The following is a 20,351-nucleotide window of genomic DNA, read 5'->3' as shown; positions in this document are numbered from 1 at the left end:
ATTTGACCCATGTTCAAATATATTGGCGACATCGTTAAGGGTACCGGTACCCAGTTGCGAAGCCTGGTGATGGTTTTCGGCCATGGCTTCCGCAAACGCGACACCCTGCAATACCCGGAAGAAGCGGTGTACCTGCCGCCGCGCTATCGCGGCCGCATCGTGCTGACCCGCGACCCCGATGGCGAAGAGCGTTGCGTAGCCTGCAACCTGTGCGCCGTGGCGTGCCCGGTGGGTTGCATCTCCCTGCAGAAAGCTGAAACCGAAGACGGTCGCTGGTACCCGGACTTCTTCCGCATCAACTTCTCGCGCTGCATTTTCTGCGGCCTCTGCGAGGAAGCTTGCCCGACCACCGCGATCCAGCTCACACCGGATTTCGAGATGGCCGAGTTCAAACGTCAGGACCTGGTGTACGAGAAAGAAGATCTGCTGATCTCTGGTCCCGGTAAAAACCCTGATTACAACTTCTATCGTGTTGCAGGTATGGCCGTTGCCGGTAAGCCGAAAGGCGCCGCACAAAACGAAGCCGAGCCGATCAACGTGAAGAGCTTGCTGCCTTAAGGAAGAAAGATGGAATTCGCTTTCTATTTCGCATCGGGTATTGCAGTGGTGTCCACGCTTCGCGTGATCACCAACACCAACCCCGTGCACGCCCTGCTCTACCTGATCATTTCGCTGATCGCCGTGGCCATGACCTTCTTCAGCCTCGGCGCGCCGTTCGCCGGTGTACTCGAAGTGATCGCCTACGCCGGCGCCATCATGGTGCTGTTCGTGTTTGTGGTGATGATGCTCAACCTCGGGCCGGCCTCGGTCGCCCAGGAACGCGTCTGGCTCAAGCCCGGCATCTGGCTCGGCCCGGTTGTCCTCGCAGCGCTGCTGCTGGGTGAACTGCTGTATGTGCTGTTCGCTCACCAGAGCGGCCAGGCCATCGGCCACACCACCGTGGACGCGAAAGCCGTGGGCATCAGCCTGTTCGGTCCGTACCTGCTGGTGGTCGAACTGGCTTCGATGCTGCTGCTCGCCGCAGCCATCACCGCCTTCCACTTGGGCCGCAACGAAGCCAAGGAGCAATGACGATGCCTGCTATCCCTTTGGAGCATGGTCTGGCGGTCGCCGGCATCCTGTTCTGCCTTGGCCTGGTCGGCCTGATGGTTCGCCGTAACATTCTGTTCGTGTTGATGAGCCTGGAAATCATGATGAACGCTGCGGCACTGGCGTTCATCGTTGCGGGTGCACGTTGGGGCCAGCCGGATGGACAAGTCATGTTCATCCTGGTGATCAGCCTGGCAGCCGCCGAGGCCAGTATCGGCCTGGCGATCCTGCTGCAACTGTATCGTCGCTTCCACACGCTTGATATCGACGCTGCCAGTGAGATGCGCGGATGAACATGATCTTTCTGACTTTCGTATTTCCCCTGATCGGTTTCCTGCTGCTGTCGTTCTCTCGCGGACGCTGGTCGGAAAACCTTTCTGCCCTGATCGGTGTGGGCTCCATTGGCCTGTCGGCCATTGTCGCCGCCTACGTCATCTGGCAATTCAACGTGGCGCCGCCGGAAGGTGGTCACTACACCCTGGTGCTGTGGCAGTGGATGTCGGTGGAAGGCTTCAAGCCTAACTTCGCCCTCTACGTCGACGGCCTGTCGATCACCATGCTCGGCGTGGTGGTGGGCGTGGGCTTCCTGATCCACCTGTTCGCGTCCTGGTACATGCGCGGTGAAGCGGGCTACTCGCGCTTCTTCTCGTACACCAACCTGTTTATCGCCAGCATGCTGTTCCTGGTGCTCGGCGATAACCTGTTGTTCCTGTACTTCGGTTGGGAAGGCGTGGGCCTGTGCTCGTACCTGTTGATCGGTTTCTACTACAGCAACCGCAACAACGGTAACGCGGCACTCAAGGCGTTTATCGTCACCCGGATCGGCGACGTGTTCATGGCCATCGGCCTGTTCATCCTGTTCCAACAGGTGGGCACGCTGAACATCCAGGAACTGCTGGTGCTGGCACCGCAGAAATTCCAGGTCGGCGACTTCTGGATCACCCTGGCGACCCTGATGCTGCTGGGCGGCGCCGTGGGTAAGTCCGCGCAACTGCCGCTGCAAACCTGGCTGGCGGATGCGATGGCCGGTCCTACCCCGGTGTCGGCACTGATCCACGCCGCCACCATGGTCACCGCCGGTGTCTACCTGATCGCCCGTACCCACGGCCTGTTCACCCTGGCGCCGGACATCCTGCACCTGGTGGGCGTGGTCGGCGGCGTGACCCTGGTACTGGCCGGCTTCGCCGCGCTGGTGCAGACCGACATCAAGCGTATCCTCGCTTACTCGACCATGAGCCAGATCGGCTATATGTTCCTGGCCCTGGGCGTCGGCGCCTGGGACGCGGCGATCTTCCACCTGATGACCCACGCGTTCTTCAAGGCCCTGCTGTTCCTGGCCTCCGGCGCGGTGATCGTTGCCTGCCACCACGAGCAGAACATCTTCAAGATGGGCGGCTTGTGGAAGAAACTGCCACTGGCCTACGCCAGCTTCATCGTCGGTGGTGCCGCCCTGGCAGCCCTGCCGCTGGTGACCGCCGGTTTCTACTCCAAAGACGAAATCCTCTGGGAAGCCTTTGCCAGCGGTAACCAGAACCTGCTGTACGCAGGCCTGGTGGGTGCGTTCATGACCTCGCTGTACACCTTCCGCCTGATCTTCATCACCTTCCACGGTGAAGCCAAGACCGAAGCCCACGCAGGCCATGGCATTTCCCACTGGTTGCCCCTGTCGGTGTTGATCATCCTGTCGACCTTCATCGGCGCCCTGATCACCCCGCCACTGGCCGGTGTACTGCCGGAAAGCGCCGGCCATGCCGGCGGCGCCGCCAAGCACAGCCTGGAAATCGCCTCGGGCGCCATTGCCATCGCCGGTATCCTGCTGGCGGCCATGCTGTTCCTCGGCAAGCGTCGCTTCGTGACCGCCGTGGCCAACAGTGGCGTTGGCCGTTTCCTCTCGGCCTGGTGGTTCGCTGCCTGGGGCTTCGACTGGATCTACGACAAACTGTTCGTCAAGCCATACCTGGCCATCAGTCATGTACTGCGTAAAGACCCGCTCGACCAGACCATCGGTTTGATCCCGCGCGCTGCCAAAGGCGGTCACACCGCCCTGAGCCGTACCGAGACTGGTCAATTGCGTTGGTATGCAGCTTCCATGGCTGCTGGTGCCGTGCTGGTGATCGGCGCCATCGTCGTGGTAGCGGTCTGACTATGTTTAAGTGCACTGCGTACTTTGCGAACTTGCGAAAGGAAACGAGCCCGTCATGATTCTGCCCTGGCTAATCCTGATCCCCTTTATCGGCGGCCTGCTCTGCTGGATGGGTGAACGCTTCGGCGCCACCCTCCCCCGCTGGATTGCGTTGCTGACCATGTCCCTGGAACTCGCGCTCGGCCTCTGGCTGTGGGCCCATGGCGACTATTCATTTGCTCCGGCACCGGGTGTCGATCCGACGTTCGCGCTTGAATTCAAGCACGTGTGGATCCAGCGCTTCGGCATCAACGTGCACCTGGCCCTCGATGGCCTGTCGCTGTTGATGATCCTGCTGACCGGCCTGCTGGGTATCCTCTCGGTACTCTGCTCCTGGAAAGAGATCCAGCGTCACGTGGGCTTCTTCCACCTGAACCTGATGTGGATCCTGGGCGGCGTTGTCGGCGTGTTCCTCGCCCTCGACCTGTTCATGTTCTTCTTCTTCTGGGAAATGATGCTGGTGCCGATGTACTTCCTCATCGCGCTCTGGGGTCACAGTTCTTCGGACGGCAAGAAAACCCGGATCTACGCGGCGACCAAGTTCTTCATCTTCACCCAGGCTTCCGGCCTGATCATGTTGGTGGCGATCCTGGGCCTGGTACTGGTCAACTTCAACAGCACGGGCGTGATTACCTTCAACTACGCCGACCTGTTGAAAACCAAGATGTCCCTGACCACCGAGTACATCCTGATGCTGGGCTTCTTCATCGCCTTCGCGGTGAAGCTGCCGGTGGTGCCGTTCCACTCCTGGCTGCCTGACGCGCACGCCCAGGCGCCGACCGCCGGTTCGGTTGACCTGGCCGGTATCCTGCTGAAGACGGCGGCCTACGGCCTGCTGCGTTTCGCCCTGCCGCTGTTCCCGAACGCCTCGGCCGAGTTCGCGCCGATTGCCATGACCCTCGGTCTGATCGGGATCTTCTACGGTGCCTTCCTGGCGTTCGCGCAAACCGACATCAAACGCCTGATCGCCTTCTCGTCCGTTTCCCACATGGGCTTCGTACTGATCGGCATCTACTCCGGCAGCCAGCTGGCGTTGCAAGGCGCAGTGATCCAGATGTTGGCCCACGGTGTCTCGGCCGCCGCACTCTTTATCCTGAGTGGCCAGTTGTACGAGCGCCTGCACACCCGTGACATGCGTGAGATGGGTGGCGTGTGGTCGCGCATCGCGTACCTGCCGGCGATCAGCCTGTTCTTCGCCGCCGCTTCCCTGGGCTTGCCGGGTACCGGTAACTTCATCGGCGAGTTCCTGATCCTGATGGGTACCTTCGTGCAAACGCCGTGGATCAGCGCCATTGCTACGTCCGGCCTGGTATTCGGTTCGGTCTACTCGCTGATCATGATCCACCGCGCCTACTTCGGCCCGGCCAAGTCCGACGCCGTCCTGAAAGGGATGGATGCTCGTGAACTGATCATGGTGCTCGGCCTTGCGGTATTGCTGATCTACATCGGCGTGTACCCGCAACCGTTCCTGGACACTTCTGCCGCGACGATGCATGGCGTGCAGCAGTGGTTCGGCACCGCCTTCTCTCAACTCGCTTCGGCCCGGTAAGAGCGCTATGGAATTCACGATCCAACACTTTATCGCGCTTGCGCCGCTGCTGATCACCAGCCTCACCATCGTGGTGGTGATGCTGGCGATCGCCTGGCGCCGCAATCACTCACAAACGTTCCTGCTGTCCTGCGCCGGTCTGAACCTGGCCTTGCTGTCGATTATCCCGGCACTCAAGGTCGCGCCACTGGCGGTGACCCCGCTGATGATGGTCGATGACTTTGCGCTGCTGTATATCGCGCTGATCCTCGTCGCCACCCTCGCCTGCGTCACCCTCGCCCACGCCTACCTCGGCGAAGGCGGCACCGGCTACCCGGGCAACCGCGAAGAGCTGTACCTGCTGATCCTGCTGGCTGCGGCCGGCGGTATCGTGCTGGTCAGCGCGCAGCACCTGGCCGGCTTGTTCATCGGCCTGGAACTGCTGTCGATCCCGACCTACGGCCTGGTGGCCTATGCCTTCTTCAACAAGCGCTCCCTGGAAGCCGGCATCAAGTACATGGTGCTGTCGGCCGCCGGTTCCGCGTTCCTGTTGTTCGGCATGGCCCTGCTCTACGCCGAAGCCGGCAGCCTGAGCTTCACCGGTATCGGCCACGCCCTGGCCGCCACCAACAGCCCCGCGCCGATTGCCCAACTGGGCCTGGCGATGATGCTGATCGGCCTGGCGTTCAAGCTGTCGCTGGTGCCGTTCCACCTGTGGACCCCGGACGTGTACGAAGGCGCCCCGGCGCCGGTGGCGGCGTTCCTGGCGACCGCGTCCAAGGTTGCGGTGTTTGCGGTGATGGTGCGTCTGTTCCAGATCTCGCCTGCCGCCAACACCGGCGTGCTGAGCAACGTGCTGACCGTGATCGCCATCGCGTCGATCCTGTTCGGTAACCTGCTGGCGCTGACCCAGAACAACCTCAAGCGTCTGCTGGGTTACTCGTCCATCGCTCACTTCGGCTACCTGCTGATCGCCCTGGTGGCGAGCAAAGGCCTGGCCGTGGAAGCCATCGGCGTGTACCTGGTCACCTACGTGATCACCAGCCTGGGCGCGTTCGGCGTGATCACCTTGATGTCCTCGCCTTACAAAGGCCGTGACGCCGACGCCCTGTACGAGTATCGCGGCCTGTTCTGGCGCCGTCCGTACCTGACCGCCGTACTCACCGTGATGATGCTGTCCCTGGCTGGTATCCCGCTCACCGCAGGCTTCATCGGCAAGTTCTACATCGTCGCTACCGGTGTCGAAGCCCACGAGTGGTGGCTGGTTGCGTCCCTGGTGCTGGGCAGTGCCATCGGGGTGTTCTACTACCTGCGCGTGATGGTCACCCTGTACCTGATCGAGCCAAACCTGCGCCGTGTGGATGCCGAGCTGCACTGGGAACAGAAAGCCGGTGGCGTGATGCTGCTGGCCATCGCCCTGCTCGCCTTCTTCCTGGGCGTGTACCCACAACCGTTGCTCACCCTGGTGCAGCACGCGGTGCTGGGCGTTTGATCGGTTAGTCGATGCGGTAAACAAAACGGCGCCTTCGGGCGCCGTTTTTGCATTTCCAGGGCAGCCCCCACCGTCAGTCGCGAATAGCCCAGAACTGTATGACCAACCCCGGGAATGCCCCCGGCACATGCAGGGCAAAGCCGGCCGACTGGCTGAGCAACTGCCAATACTCGCTGGCGCGATCCAGTTCGAAATAAGTGACGCCTGCGTGGAACGGCAATTGCCGTGGTGCGGCCGTCAGCGCGAGCAAACCGATCCCCGGCAGCTGCAGGTTGACCAGGTCACGGATCTTCTCCACCGAGCCGATCTTGACCCGACGTGGAAAGCTGTCGCGCAGGCTTTCGGCAGGCACCTGCGCCTGCACCGCCAGGATGAAGGTGGCCGAACTCAGCAGCGCCTTGTCCGGTAATGCCGCCACGCGTATCCCGAACTGACGTTCTTCCAATGGGATGGCAATGGCACGCACATCCATGATGATCGACAGCGTACGGCGCAGGTCGTCCATCACTGGGGCAAAGGTTTCAGCAAGCGCGGTATGACGATAGACCGGGTACGTCGCCGCGCGTTTATCGGCGCCGGTAAACGTTGCCAACTCCCCGGCCAGGCTTGCGAGGTCGCGGTATAGCTGCTCGGGGTGCAGGCCAGTCATAAGCGACAAGTGGCGCACCAACGGCACGCTGCGATTAAGGACCTGTAGCAACAGGAGATCGGCGATGTGCTTCTCCCCACTGCCATCGGCGCCAATCAGGCGCATGGCCAGGGCATCGACCCGTTGCTGCAACAGCCCCAACAGCTCATCAACGCACCTTCCCAGAGGCTCGGCGGCGCGAATATCCAGGCACGGCGGGCAGTAATCGCGGTCAAGCAGCACACTGTTATCCGCGCGTTTCTCCACCACTCGAGCGATGCCCAGGGTGGTATGGGCGTCGGCCACATCACCTGCAAATGCCAGGCGCAATCGCAGTTTACCGATGCTCATCAGCGCACTGGTGTCGAGGCCGTTGCTGTCCCACACTTCGTATTCAACGCTGCGATGGCGGGCGAAATTTTCCCAACCGGGATCATCGTCCACTTCCACCCTGCCGGGACGCCAGCTGGGCAGAGCCAGCACCACATTCAAGTCACGGGCGTCTGCAGGGATGTCCAGGGGCAGCGGCATCTCATCGGTAAACGGCAGGCCCATGGGCGTGCCGTCCGGGAATACACCGTCACAGGACAGCAAGGCCAGTTTGCCCAAGGCCAGTTGCTGCCGGTCAATTTCAAGTGTGGAAAAGCCCCACGCATAAGCGCGCAATCGACTGACCCGTGCTTCCAGTTGGGCCTGCAGGAAACGGTCGTGTTGTTGCAGATGCTGGGGTTGTAACAGCATGCCTTCAGACCAGATTACTTTGTTATTCCAAGCCATAAGATTCCCACTTGTGCAGACGTGCCAGCGGCAGGACGTTACTTGCCATCATCGGCTTCCTTGGGCAGTTGCGGTACGCCGGCAGGTCCGGTGGCCGCCGACTGCGCCGCCGCCGTGCCGGCAATAGCGGCCGCTGGCGAGGGCACGGGGGCGACCGAGGCGAGGATCGCGCCCGGGGTGATGTTGAGGCAGGTCGAGCCGACTTTCAGGGTGATGCCCGCGCCAGCCTCGATCACCACGTTCATGCCGCCGTTGATATGCACATCGGTCCCGGCACTGACACCTGTCTTCAACGTGCCCGCGAGGATCAGCTCGGTGCCGGCGCTCATCGACAGCGCGCCCTCGGTGTTTTCGTTGCGATCACCGCCGACCGAGGAGTGCCGGTCACCGCCGACCTTCTCGCACAGGTCCTTGTCGACCTTGGTATGACGGTCGCCGCCCACCCACTCCAGGGAATCCTCGAGCACACGCTGATCGAGGTTCTTCTGCGCGTGCAGGAACACCTGTTCCGCACCTTTCTTGTCGTCGAAACGCAGCTCGTTGTAGCCACCGCCGCCCTTGGACGAATGACTCATGATCGTCGAGCGCGTGGCATGCTCCGGCAAGGCATACGGCGGCAGGGTGTCGGCGTTATAGACGCTGCCGGTGACCAGCGGCCGGTCGGGGTCGCCTTCCAGGAAGCTGACCACCACCTCCTGGCCGATTCGCGGGAGATACAGGCTGCCCCAGCGCTTGCCGGCCCAGCCCTGGGCCACGCGAATCCAGCACGAACTGTTTTCGTCGCGCTGGCCCTCGCGGTCCCAGTGGAATTGCACCTTGATGCGCCCGTACTTGTCGGTCCAGATCTCCTCGCCCTGTTTACCCACCACAATGGCCGTCTGCGGGCCGTGCATCAGCGGCTTGCGCGCCAGGCACGGCGCGCGGAATTGTTGTTGGCACGACAGCGCAACGAACTCACAGGTCAATACCGGTGCGGGATGCTCCGCGGGTGTCGGTTCATAGGTGTCTGATGACAAGCTATAGCGCGCCTCCAGCAACAGAAACTGCGCGTTCTGCTCGCTGCGCGGGTGCTCCGCCAGAGTCATTAACGCCCCCGGAAACAGGCCGCGCGCATGGGTGGCAGCGGTGACGCGCCAGGTACCTAGCTGCTGGGATTCGAGCAGGGTGCGTGCATAGGTTTCGCCGTGCTTGCGCTCGGTGTACTTGCCCGGATAGTCATAATGCTCATGGTGCGACTGCGGATAACCGCCGGCCAGGGCCGACTTGGCAAGCAGGTTGGCAGCAGGCCTCTCAAAGTCGAAATCCTGCAGCGTGTAGCCTCCTGGCTGCACCTGGCCGCCCACGCGCCAGGCATAAATCACCTCGCTGTCGCGGATGGCAGGGTCGTCGGTCGGCATGAAGCGCACCTGCGCGTACCCCGGCGCCGGCGCGTGCGCCCCATAGGAATCGGCCAGCACCAAGGTGTGACGCCCGGCCGTACTTTTGAAGAAGTAGTAGATGCCCTCCTGTTCCATCAGCCGGCTGACGAAGTTGAAATCGCTCTCGCGGTACTGCACGCAGTAGTTCAGCGCGGGGTAGCTGCCGCTCAGGCCCGAGGTGTCGACGTCGGCGATGCTATAGGGTGCGAACACCTGCTTGAGGATCTCCGGCACGCTCAGGGCCTGGAATATCCGACAGTCGCTGGCCAACGTCAGGAACCACAACCAAGGGCGCAATACCGCCTTATAGGTGGCATAGCGGCCTTGGCGACCGGTCAACCAAAAGTGGCTGACGTGCCCGCTGAAGTAGCGGCTGCCACCCTTGGGCAGGTTCACCGCCACGGTCATCGGGGTCGCCAGCAAGTCATCGATGTTCACGTCGACGCGTTCACTGTACAGCTCAAGCGTGTACTCGCTGAGTTGGGACAGCCCTTCGAACGCCTGCATGCGCCGAAACAGCAGCACATCGACAGGCAATACGCTGGTGAGCTGGATTTCGCGGTGGCGTTGAGTCGTCGCCATAGTCGTTCTACCTACAAAGCAATTGGAAAAAAGCTGCCCAGGACCGCCAGGCGAACGGATGGGCTCCACTCACAGGGCACAGCGATGGCAGATGAGGCGTTGATTAGCGACCGCCGGTTTTATGTCCCCATCTGCACCAGGCAATGCTCATCAAACTTGAGTTCCTTCCTCACACCCGCTCCCGACAGGTAATTGAGGTAATGCGTGTAGAGCTGTTTGAAAAAATCCGACGCGCGATCAGCGTGGATTAGGTACTCACCTGAATTGGCATCAAAGAAACGCAAGTGTTTACTGTTGGCGTGGAACGCGCACATGTGGCTCGCCCCACCGCACTCGAAGGTCATTTGCCATACGTAGTAGCCGGGCTGCGTGTTCTTTACATGCTGCACGAGCGTCTTCAACCCTTCACGTCCCCGGGCTTCTATCGACGACGTGCTCGATCGGCCGCAGATGTTCGGCAAGTTGATCTGAATGCGGCGTGTGTTATCCAGGGTCAAGGTCGTGTTGAAGGCGCTGCAATGGCGTTCGATAAGAAACCAGGTATCGCCCCGGCTCAAAAAAGCGCATCGCCCGGTCGCAGACTCTGCGGGAAACTGAAGATGCCGGCTCAACCAGACGAAGCTCAGTCCGACGCAGGCTCCGCCGGCCAGGCTGGGGATGGCCCTCAGGCGGGGATTTTTTTCCAATTGCGCACGCTGCTTGAACTTCGCGACGCGGTGCCACTTCATTGTGAGGGGCGTCTTCCAAGCGATATAAGGCATTTTTACTCCTGCTCCGTAAACACATAAATAAATTCGCTGTCCTCAACACGCACCTGCACCTGACTCGCGGGGGAACCCAGCAACAAGCGGTTGAGAAACTCACGACTGATCGCTGGCAACATCGAATGAGTCAGGATTGCGTCGATCATCCGCCCACCGCTCTCCAGCTCGGTGCAGCGGCTGGCGATCAACTGCACCACGTCATCGCTGTAGGTGAATGGGATCTTGTGGCCTTCGGCAATGCGCTTCGCGATGCGGCCCAGTTGCAGCCGAATAATGCGAGCGAGCATGGCGTCGCTCAGGGGGTAATACGGGACCACGACCAGGCGCCCGAGCAGGGCCGGCGGGAACACCTCCAGCAGCGGCTTGCGCAGAGCCTTGGCTATCGCGTCCGGCGCAGGCAGGGTGTGCGGATCACGGCACAGGTGGCTGATCAGGTCGGTGCCGGTGTTGGTGGTGAGCAGGATCAGGGTGTTCTTGAAGTCGATGATTCGACCTTCGCCGTCCTCCATCCAGCCCTTGTCGAACACCTGGAAAAACACCTCGTGCACATCCGGGTGGGCCTTCTCCACTTCGTCCAGCAGCACCACGCTGTAGGGTTTGCGCCGCACGGCCTCGGTGAGCACGCCGCCTTCGCCGTACCCCACGTAACCGGGCGGTGCACCCTTGAGGGTGGAGACGCTATGGGCTTCCTGGTACTCGCTCATATTGAGGGTGATGACGTTCTGCTCGCCGCCATACAACGCCTCCGCAAGAGCCAGGGCCGTCTCGGTCTTGCCGACCCCGGAGGTACCGGCGAGCATGAACACACCGACCGGTTTGCCAGGGTTGTCGAGGCCGGCGCGCGACGTCTGGATGCGCCGCGCGATCATCTCCAGCCCATGGTCCTGGCCGACGATGCGCTGGCCCAGGCGTTCTGCCAGGCACAGCACGGTTGCGATTTCGTCCTTGACCATGCGCCCCACAGGAATGCCGGTCCAGTCCTGCACCACGGCGGCCACCGTGTGTTCGTCGACGTTGATCAGCACCAGCGGGTGCTCGCCTTGCAAAGCCGCCAGTTGCTGCTGCAATTGGCGCAGCTCCACCAGGCCGGCTGCGCGGTCGGCTGACTCGGCAAGTTGGCTGCGCAGGCGCTGGATCTGCTCCACCAAGGCCAGCTCGTTGGCCCAACGCCCTTGCACCGTATCCAGGCGCTCGCGCTCGGTCGCCAGCAACGCCTGGACCGACGCTGGACGGCTGGCGGTGTCCACGCCAATAGCGGTTTCACGCCCGATGATCCCGAGTTCGGTTTCCAGGGATTCGATACGCCGGCGACTGTCATCCACTTCAGCCGGGGTGGCGTGCAGGCTGACGGCGACGCGGGCGCAGGCGGTGTCGATCAGGCTGACCGCCTTGTCGGGCAGCTGGCGCGCCGGGATATACCGGTTGGACAGGCGCACCGCCGCTTCCAGCGCCGAATCGAGGATATGCACCTGATGGTGCGCCTGCAGGGTGTCGGCCAGGCCACGCAACATCAGCAGCGCGCGGCTTTCATCCGGTTCATCGACCTGCACAGTCTGGAAGCGCCGACTCAGCGCCGGGTCTTTTTCGATGTGTTTTTTGTACTCGCTGAAGGTGGTTGCGCCCAGGGTACGCAAGCTGCCACGGGCCAGCGCCGGCTTGAGCAGATTGGCGGCGTCGCCAGTCCCGGCGGCGCCACCCGCACCGACCAGGGTGTGGGTTTCATCGATGAACAGCACCACCGGTTGTTCGCTGGCCTGAACCTCTTCGATGACCGAGCGCAGGCGCTGTTCAAACTCACCTTTCATGCTCGCGCCGGCCTGCAACAAGCCAACATCGAGGGCAAGCAATTGCACGTCCTTGAGGCTCGGCGGCACATCGCCGCGGGCAATGCGCTGGGCGAACCCTTCCGCCACGGCGGTTTTGCCCACGCCCGCCTCGCCCACCAGCAACGGGTTGTTCTGGCGACGCCGCAGCAAGATGTCGATGACCTGCCGGATCTCCTCATCGCGCCCGACGATGGGGTCCAGGGTGTTCTGGCGCGCCTGCTCGGTCAGGTCGACGGTGAAGCGCTGCAAGGCGTGCAACCGGCCGGGTGCCAGTGCGCCAACCTCCTCGCCCGGTACCTGATAGCCATCGCTGGCCGTCATCTGCGCCTCAGGCGAGCCCTGGAGCAGTGCGCCAAACTGCACGCTGAGGTCTTCGCCACTGACCTTGCTGAACTCACGGGACACACCATACAAACCGTTGCGCAACGCCGGGGTTTTCAGCAGCGCCAGCAGCAAGTGCCCAGAACGCACCTGGGACTCGCCCAGCATCAAGGTGGCGTAGACCCAGGCACGCTCGACGGTTTCCTCGACCTGGGAAGACAGGTCCGTGACCGACGTCGAACCGCGTGGCAAACGGTCGAGGGCGGCGGTGAGATCACGCTCCAGCACCGCCGCATCGATGCCGTAATGGCGGGTCAGGCGCAGCAGGTCCGAGTCGCTCAATTGCAGCAGTTGTTGCAACCAGTGCACCAGCTCCACATAGGGATTGCCCCGCAGCTTGCAGAATACGGTGCTGCTTTCAATCGCCCGGTAGCACAGGCGGTTGAGCTTGCCGAAAAGCGCGACGCGACTGATATCAGCCATGGGCAGGTCCTTGAGAAGACGATGAAGTTCGAGGATTGATCAGCAACTGCCGATCATCCTGCTCGGGCACCTTGCTGCTCAGCCAACTGGTCCAGCCCAATGGCGTGACCCCCAGGCGAAAGCGAGGCCGGTGGTGTTTCTTGACGATCAGGTTGATGTCCCAATCCATCGCCAGGCCGACGTACTGGCGCACCCAGTCCTGCACGCGTTGCAGGCTGTCACCACCGGGCAGCAGGCGGCGGGTTTGCGCCAGGTCCAGGGGGCCGATCAGCAGGCGAAACTTGTGCTGGGCATTCCAGACCTTCCTGCCCAGCACCGTGGCCTGGCCAAGCACGGCCGCATCGGGGCCGCTGCGCAAGGCGCACAGGCCGTCGCTGGGCAAGCTCATCCAGTGGCCGACAAATTGCTCGACCTGCACAGGCACGCCGAGGTAGTCGCCCAGCAATGCCGCCAGGCCCTCGGCATTGCGCGTCTGCGGCCCCAGGCGTCCGGCAAAATGCAGCTTGGCGACGTCCGCCACGCTGTCGCGCGCCTGCAGCGAGGGCATGCCGATACCGATCAATGCGCCCAAATAGCCGGCAAAGCGATCCGCCCCCGGCCGGTCCAGGCTCACCGTCGGTTGGGCACTCGCCCAGGCGCGGTAGAACAGGCTGATCATGCGGTGATGGAACACATCGCAAAACGCCGCCAGCGTGGGGTCGTTGAGGTTGCGTTGACGATCGCGGATGTATTCGGTGAGGTGAATCGGCAACGGGCCATTGGCGCCCATCAGGCCGAAGAAGTTGAGCAGCAGCTTGGGCGTGGCACCGGGTATGAGCCCCGCAATCATTGCCGGCTCGAACGCCAGCGAGGGATGCTGGCCGAAACGCACGGCCTCATCCGCCGGGCGCGTGGCCTGGCCGATGCGCGGCAGGTGCGCAAAGGCGCACTCCAATTGGCGCAAAGCCGCGTAGAAATCAAAAAGCCTCGGGTGCGCTTCAAGGGCACCGAGCAGGGTCAAAGGATCTCGCATCTGCCCACCCGCGCCGGCCACTGCATGATCACGCCACGTGCCGTGCTCATGATGCGCGTCTCGGTGAATGAGTTGAGCGATACGTACTTGGCGAAAAACTGTTCCAGTACCGAGCCCAGCACATAGGCGCCCGTGCCCTCGAAGGCCGACTCGTCCACGCTCACGCTGATCTGCAAGCCCCGCCCGTAGGTGACAGGCCCCGGCAACGGCAGGCGCCGCACGATGCTCACAGCGGTCACGGAGCGCAGGCCTTCGATCTGTTTGTGCGCGACGGCGTCGTCGACGCGGCAATACAGGCGCAACAGGTCACGCAAGGCGACGGCGCCCTGCTCGGTGTCCTGGTCCAGCAGCGACAGGTAGTTGAGGGACAAATGGCTGACCAGGCGCCACGCGGTTTCACCTTCGGCAAACGATGGCGCCGGCAGCGTCGGCCCCGCCACACATCGCACCGACTGCAGCGGCGCGGCGGATTCGCAACTGAAGTCAGTGCGACCACTGCCCACCGGCATGCTCAGCACCAGGTCGCGGTTGCTGCACAGGGCGTCGATGCCCAATTGACGCAGGTCGCTGCGATGCGGGGCTTGCTCGCCGTCCACCAGCGATAGAAACAACTCGCTGCCCACGTAGCTGGAACGCGGGCCACGACTGCGCTGCGGCTCGGACAATACCCGTGCGTCGCGCCGCACCTGGTAATACGCGCGCGGCGGCTTGCGCCCATGCAGGTCGTTGGCACGGTAGAAGGGTTCGAACGCCTGGCTGGCTTCGGCGCCGCTGCCATAGCCGGTCACGGCTTCAATCTGGTAAATCTCGTAATCCATTGGCCGCATGCGGTCCGGACTCACATGGTACTCGGAGCGTTGCTGCACCAGATGCACACGCTCGGTGCGCATCGGGAACAGGTTGATCACCGGCGTGCAATGCAGCGCAAAATTGGCCGCACTGAGGTTCTGCTCCAGCAGCGGGTCCACCTGCTTGAACAACACAATCACATCCAGTTGCCCGGCGGTGCAGCGGCGGACACTGGCCGCCAACCCCACCACATCGATGAACATGAAGCGTTGCGGCAGGGCGAAGTATTCCTGCAACAACCGATAGCCCTGGAACGCTCGTGGCCCGGGAGGCAGCAAGGCTTCGCCGTCGCTATAACCCACACTGCGGATCGCACTTTTGGGCAGGATCTGGTGCCAGTCCGCAGACGCTTGCACCGGCATCACCACCACACCGGCCGCCTGGGCCAGCAATTGCTCCAGGACACGCGAAGGCAGGGCGTCGCCACCACGGATGTGCAGCGCCAGCGTGTCGAGGGCCAGATCGCTGAACGCCAGCCCAGCCCCCACGCTCAGACGCAGGCGCAAGGCGGCCTTGACCCCGCCGAGGCGCGACAGGTCGACCCCGGCCACGTGCGTGCCGCAGGCAAAGTAACGTGCCTCGACCAACTCCACCGGCCACAGGGTCACCTCGTGCGCCGTGCGAAACTCGCAGGCGGTCTGGTCACCCTTACCCAATTGGCTGTGCAGTGCTGTGTTGCGCGGCACCTTGAAGCCTGAGACCGGGCTGCCTTCGCCCATGTCCGGCTGCAATTGCACGACCGCCATCGATGGCGTCGGTGCCAGGTAGTGTGGGTAGACCAGTTCCAGCAGGTGCTGGGTAAAGCGTGGGAATTCGGCATCGATCTTCAGTTGCACCCGTGCGGCGAGAAAGCTGAAACCCTCCAACAGCCGTTCCACATAAGGGTCGGCACAGGCATAGGTTTCCAGCCCCAGGCGCCCGGCCACCTTGGGATAGTCGCGGGCGAACTCACCGCCGACTTCGCGCAGGTGGGCCAGTTCACGTTCGTAATAGCGCAACAGTTTGGCGTTCACCGCACGTCCCTTGTCTCAATATCAAAGATCCGCGCTTCACCCGCTTCCAGGTCAAGTTCGGTCTTCAGGTACAGGCGTTCGGGCAACGGTTGGCCCCAGAGTTCGCCATGAATTTCAAAAGCCATCTGGTTCGGACTGCAGGGTGTGCCCGAGGGTGCAACCGGCACCACACGCAGGCTGTCGCGTAAAATTCGCGGTTCGAAACGCCAGATCGCCTGGCGAATGCGCCGCCCCAATGCTTCACGGTCCAGGCCGGCTGCGGTTTTTCCAGCAAGGTCGGGCAGGCCGAAATTGACCACCGATTGCTCCACCAATGGCGACTCACTCAGGTCGCGAAAGCTGCCGAGGCTGATGCTGTTGAGCAGCCATCCCAAGTCGCGCAGTACCGCCTTGCGCAAGCCGCGCATGGATAAAATGCGCTGGTCGCGAGGCTCTGCGACCTGCTCGGTGTCGTCGTCGCTCAAGCGATCGAGCAAGGACGGCTGCAAGCGTTCGAGACTGGTCAGTTCAGCCATGGCGTGAGACCTCTATCGACGGTGCGGCGGACGGGCGAACCCGTCCGTCCGCTGGCATCCGAATCAGAGTGACTGACCATCTTGCAAATTCCAGCCCCTCTCCGTAGTGGAAGTCACGGCGTCACCGCTGAAGGCGCTGAACGTGTAATTGATGGTGGTGAAGTTGATCGTGAGGTTTTCGACCGGGCGCTCGCCGTTACTGCTGACCGAGTAGGAATTGATGATCGCGCCGCCCAGGACGAGCTTGAGGTACACCTGTTGTTTTTTGTCCGAGCCGCCCGTCTGGATAAAGTCAATCTCGGCATCGCCCATGCTTATGCCGCACACGGCTTGCATAAACAGGTCGGGCGAAGCCGGGTCGGTGGCCCTGCTCAAGGACAATTCCGTGAAATTCGGGGTGCTGGGGTCACGGTCTCCGCCGCCGCTACTGCTAATTCCCCGATAGACGGCCATCTGGAGGGCGTCGACGGTGATCCAGTCCTTGTGACCGTCGACGGTAGCAGTGCCTTTGATTTTTGTGCCTTTGAAGTTCAGCAGGATCATGATGAGTACCTTTCAGGGTTGAACAGCGGGGTTATGACGCTTTGGTGGAGGGCAGCCTGGAGACCAACCGCAACGACACGGTCAACCCTTCAAGCTGGTAGTGCGGTCGCAGGAAGAATTTGGCGCTGTAAAAGCCGGGGTTACCTGCCACTTCTTCCACCACGACCTCGGCACCGGCCAACGGCTTGCGCGCTTTGTCGACATCGGTGGCGGTCGCCGGGTTGTGTTCCACGTAACGGCCGACCCAGTTGTTGAGCCAGGTCTGCATGTCGTTGCGCTCTTTGAACGAACCGACCTTGTCGCGCACGATGCACTTCAAGTAGTGAGCGAAACGGCAGGTGGCAAACAGGTACGGCAGGCGCGCGGCCAGGTTGGCGTTGGCGGTGGCATCCGGGTCGTCGTACTCCGCCGGTTTATGCAGCGACTGCGCGCCGATAAAGGCGGCCAGGTCGCTGTTTTTCTTGTGCACCAGCGGCATGAAGCCGTTTTTGGCCAGCTCCGCTTCGCGCCGGTCGCTGATGGCGATCTCGGTCGGGCAAGTCATGTCCACACCACCGTCGTCGGTCGGGAAGGTGTGCACCGGCAAGCCCTCCACGACACCACCGGATTCGATGCCGCGAATCTGCGAACACCAGCCGTAGTGCTTGAACGAACGGTTGATGTTCACGGCCATGGCGTAGGCAGCGTTGGCCCAGGTGAAATCCTTGGCGTCGGCGGCATCGGTGGTTTCTTCAAAATCGAAGTCTTCCACCGGGTTGGTCCTGGCCCCGTACGGGGCGCGCGCCAGGAAACGCGGCATGGCCAGGCCCACGTAGCGCGAGTCTTCACTGCCGCGCAAGCTGCGCCACGCCGCATGTTCCGGGGTCTGGAAGATCTTGGTCAGGTCGCGCGGGTTGGCCAGTTCCTGCCAGGACTCCATGAGCATCACACTGGGGTCGGCGGCGGTGATCAATGGGCAGTGCGCGGCGGCGCTGACGCGGGCAATCTGGGTCAACAGCTCGACGTCCGGCGCACTGTTGTTGAAGTAGTAATCGGCGACAAAGGCACCGTAGGGCTCGCCGCCGAACTGACCGTATTCCTCCTCATACAGCTTCTTGAAAATCGGGCTCTGGTCCCAGGCCACTCCTTTGAACTTGCGCAGGGTCTTGTGCACCTCGGCCTTGGAAATGTTCATCACCCGAATCTTCAGGGACTCGTCGGTCTCGGTGTTACTGACCAGGTAGTGCAAGCCGCGCCAGGCACTTTCCACGGCCTGGAATTCCTCATGGTGGAGGATATGGTTGACCTGCTCGGTGAGCTTCTGGTCGAGGCTGGCGATCAGGCCTTCAATGGTGCCCAGCACGTCATGGGACATCAGTTGCGTGCCCTGCAGCGCCTGTTCAGCCAGGGTGCGCACGGCGGTTTCCACGGCATCCCTGGCCCTGTCGGTCTTGGGCTTGAATTCTTTTTGCAGCAGGCTGGCGAAGTCGCCGGCGTCGAATGCCGTGGCCACGGTTTCCTGGGCTGGCTGTTCCGATTGCGGAGTGGACATGACGGTATCCTTGAAAAGTGGGCAACAGCGTCCCCATACCGGGGCATACGGGGCTCCGGCAGAGTCAACGGTCAGTCAGTTATTCGGGTTGCTGGGGGGCCGCGCACAGGGCTTGCATCAAGCCGGGATCGCTGAGCACGTTGGCCAGCAATTCCTCGGCTCCCACCTTGCCGTCCATATAGGTCAACAGGTTCGATAGCTGACGGCGCGCGGTCAGCAACTGGTTGAGGCTCGGCACCTTGCTGGCGATGGCGCCTGGGGTGAAGTCGTCCATGCTCTCAAAGGTGATTTCCACCGGCAGGTTGCCGTCACCCGTCAGGGTATTGGGCACCTGGAAGGCGACCCGGGGCTTCATGGACTTGAGGCGTTCGTCAAAGTTGTCGACATCGACCTCCAGGAACTTGCGCTCGGCCACCGGCGGCAACGGCTCAGCCGGTTTACCGGAGAGGTCTGAAAACACCCCCATCACAAAAGGCAATTGCACGGTTTTTTCCGCGCCGTAGATCTCCACGTCGTATTCGATCTGGACGCGGGGCGCACGATTGCGGGCGATGAACTTCTGGCTGCTTTCTTTGGCCACGGAACTGGCTCCGGTGAGTGGAGTTGAGAGATAAAGGTTCAGTTGTCGCGGGTATGGACGCCGCTGACCTGCGCCAGTTGCGCGAGACCATCGGGTGCGAGGTCTTGCAACAACTCGATGAAGTTCTTGTCGATGAGGGTCTTTGCCCGTTGCAGCAGGTACGGCACCGGGCTTGCGGGTTCGTGGGTCTGAAAATAGCTGCACAGTCGGTCGATGACCTGGCGCGCCTCTTCGCGGCTGCGGACCTCCGCGTACGGTGGCTTCGGTGCGACCACGGCTGAGGTTGCGACAGTGGCCGCAGCGGCCTCGTATGGCGCTGGATCGAGCAGGAACCGACTGACTATTTCCGCAGCTCGGCGCAGTGGTGCAGCCAAGCCACTGAGGTCGATGGCGCGCCCTACGCCGACTTTTTCCGTCAGCCACTGCTCAATCTGCACGCTGTGCGCCAACGCCTGGGTCAGTGCACTGTGAACGGCCCGCAACTGCTGCACATCGGTATCGGTAAAAGCCCCTTCGATCATCGCCAGACTCGGCTGACCGCCCTCGCCGCCAGGATCGGACATGACCAGGTCGATCAGCCTCAAGCTGACCGCGCCGATACCACGGGCGCTGATCAACGGCGCATCCAACACGTCGTGCACCAGGCCGTCGGGCGCGCACAGAAACGCGAGGATATTGATCCGCAGCAACGGGTCGTAGCCGTCATCCGGGTCGAGTCTTGGGTACAGGCCGTCCCAGCAGTTTTTCAACAGTCCCTCTACCAGTCCCAGGCCACTGGCCAGGCCAGCGAAGGCGTGCACATTGAGTTGGGCACGAGTGGCCCAGATGGCCAGGCGCAGATCGCGGCTGTGCTCCATCATTGGCAGTGCAAGGGCCATGACCCGCTTCCAGTTCGGTTCGATGGCCTGGGTGAGCGTGTCGCCGTACTGCACCTCGGGTTTACCCTGGCCCTCTTCTTCAAGTTCGAAGAATTGCGCCGAATATTCGAAGTTCTGGCCACCGCCCTCGGCCTCGCCCAGTGGCAAGGACAGTCGGGTGAAATCCAGTGATTGAACGTCGGCGGGCAACCCCATCATGTGTCCCTCGTGCAAATTGCTCGGGCGGTAGAGCAACGCGTCGGGAGGTCGAATCCAACGGCTCAGAAAAACTGAGGCGGTTGAAGCCTATCGCTATGCCTACTGCCGAAAATGTTCAGCGTGGGCGGATTTATATAGCGAT

17 protein-coding genes are annotated in these 20,351 nt (G+C 62.2%); 6 read left to right on the top strand and 11 right to left on the bottom strand.

Translation table 11 applies throughout. From position 1 onward, the window contains the following. Positions 1-9: 9 nt before the first annotated feature. The 6 genes from nuoI to nuoN are packed head-to-tail and all read left to right on the top strand — an operon-like array spanning position 10 to position 6,291. Complete coding sequence (gene nuoI, locus AB1462_RS13250) at positions 10-558, top strand: NADH-quinone oxidoreductase subunit NuoI (protein WP_003174725.1); 549 nt, start codon at positions 10-12, stop codon at positions 556-558. A gap of 9 nt (positions 559-567) precedes the next feature. After that, positions 568-1,071, top strand: a complete 504-nt coding sequence (nuoJ, locus tag AB1462_RS13245; RefSeq protein WP_003174726.1) for an NADH-quinone oxidoreductase subunit J — start codon at positions 568-570, stop codon at positions 1,069-1,071. A gap of 2 nt (positions 1,072-1,073) precedes the next feature. Continuing rightward, complete coding sequence (gene nuoK, locus AB1462_RS13240) at positions 1,074-1,382, top strand: NADH-quinone oxidoreductase subunit NuoK (protein WP_003174727.1); 309 nt, start codon at positions 1,074-1,076, stop codon at positions 1,380-1,382. After that, positions 1,379-3,232 carry an NADH-quinone oxidoreductase subunit L gene (gene nuoL / locus AB1462_RS13235; RefSeq protein WP_090402806.1) on the top strand — a complete coding sequence of 618 codons (1,854 nt, stop codon included), beginning with the start codon at positions 1,379-1,381 and terminating at the stop codon, positions 3,230-3,232. Before nuoK ends, nuoL begins: the two co-directional genes overlap by 4 nt. A gap of 55 nt (positions 3,233-3,287) precedes the next feature. Further along, on the top strand, positions 3,288-4,820 hold the full coding sequence (gene nuoM, locus AB1462_RS13230) for an NADH-quinone oxidoreductase subunit M (RefSeq protein WP_090402804.1): 1,533 nt from the start codon (positions 3,288-3,290) through the stop codon (positions 4,818-4,820). A 7-nt stretch (positions 4,821-4,827) separates the two neighbouring features. Continuing rightward, positions 4,828-6,291, top strand: a complete 1,464-nt coding sequence (gene nuoN, locus AB1462_RS13225) for an NADH-quinone oxidoreductase subunit NuoN (RefSeq protein ID WP_003174731.1) — start codon at positions 4,828-4,830, stop codon at positions 6,289-6,291. A 73-nt stretch (positions 6,292-6,364) separates the two neighbouring features. Here nuoN and tssK read toward each other — a convergent pair whose 3' ends face one another. The 11 genes from tssK to tssA form a co-directional block, all read right to left on the bottom strand. Continuing rightward, positions 6,365-7,696 carry a type VI secretion system baseplate subunit TssK gene (gene tssK, locus AB1462_RS13220; RefSeq protein ID WP_259193334.1) on the bottom strand — a complete coding sequence of 444 codons (1,332 nt, stop codon included), beginning with the start codon at positions 7,694-7,696 and terminating at the stop codon, positions 6,365-6,367. 38 nt (positions 7,697-7,734) lie between these two features. Further along, positions 7,735-9,696, bottom strand: coding sequence for a type VI secretion system Vgr family protein (locus AB1462_RS13215; RefSeq protein WP_259193333.1), 1,962 nt, complete (start codon positions 9,694-9,696; stop codon positions 7,735-7,737). A gap of 119 nt (positions 9,697-9,815) precedes the next feature. Beyond that, on the bottom strand, positions 9,816-10,457 hold the full coding sequence (locus AB1462_RS13210; RefSeq protein WP_259193332.1) for a YopT-type cysteine protease domain-containing protein: 642 nt from the start codon (positions 10,455-10,457) through the stop codon (positions 9,816-9,818). 2 nt (positions 10,458-10,459) lie between these two features. Beyond that, entirely contained in the window at positions 10,460-13,090 is a 2,631-nt protein-coding gene (gene tssH, locus AB1462_RS13205; RefSeq protein WP_367246823.1) for a type VI secretion system ATPase TssH, read from the bottom strand. Continuing rightward, complete coding sequence (gene tssG, locus AB1462_RS13200; protein WP_244176284.1) at positions 13,083-14,102, bottom strand: type VI secretion system baseplate subunit TssG; 1,020 nt, start codon at positions 14,100-14,102, stop codon at positions 13,083-13,085. The genes tssH and tssG overlap by 8 nt, the downstream gene beginning before the upstream one ends. Next, complete coding sequence (gene tssF / locus AB1462_RS13195) at positions 14,087-15,964, bottom strand: type VI secretion system baseplate subunit TssF (protein WP_315337833.1); 1,878 nt, start codon at positions 15,962-15,964, stop codon at positions 14,087-14,089. Before tssF ends, tssG begins: the two co-directional genes overlap by 16 nt. Next, complete coding sequence (gene tssE, locus AB1462_RS13190; RefSeq protein ID WP_259193328.1) at positions 15,961-16,479, bottom strand: type VI secretion system baseplate subunit TssE; 519 nt, start codon at positions 16,477-16,479, stop codon at positions 15,961-15,963. Before tssE ends, tssF begins: the two co-directional genes overlap by 4 nt. 63 nt (positions 16,480-16,542) lie before the next feature. After that, positions 16,543-17,022, bottom strand: coding sequence for a type VI secretion system tube protein Hcp (locus tag AB1462_RS13185; RefSeq protein WP_259193327.1), 480 nt, complete (start codon positions 17,020-17,022; stop codon positions 16,543-16,545). Between the two features lie 31 nt (positions 17,023-17,053). After that, the gene (gene tssC / locus AB1462_RS13180) at positions 17,054-18,553 is read right to left on the bottom strand and encodes a type VI secretion system contractile sheath large subunit (RefSeq protein ID WP_367246822.1); all 1,500 of its coding nucleotides are present in this window, start codon (positions 18,551-18,553) and stop codon (positions 17,054-17,056) included. A gap of 79 nt (positions 18,554-18,632) precedes the next feature. Then, positions 18,633-19,133: a type VI secretion system contractile sheath small subunit gene (tssB, locus tag AB1462_RS13175; protein ID WP_090402783.1), complete on the bottom strand. Its 501-nt coding sequence runs from the start codon at positions 19,131-19,133 to the stop codon at positions 18,633-18,635. 38 nt (positions 19,134-19,171) lie between these two features. After that, on the bottom strand, positions 19,172-20,209 hold the full coding sequence (gene tssA / locus AB1462_RS13170; RefSeq protein WP_259193326.1) for a type VI secretion system protein TssA: 1,038 nt from the start codon (positions 20,207-20,209) through the stop codon (positions 19,172-19,174). Between the last annotated feature and the right edge of the window lie 142 nt (positions 20,210-20,351).

The sequence above is a fragment of the Pseudomonas sp. SB113 genome, assembly GCF_040754745.1.
Lineage (GTDB): Bacteria > Pseudomonadota > Gammaproteobacteria > Pseudomonadales > Pseudomonadaceae > Aquipseudomonas > Aquipseudomonas grimontii.
Note: the sequence above shows the minus strand (reverse complement) of the source record. Positions and strands in the feature narration are given on the sequence as shown.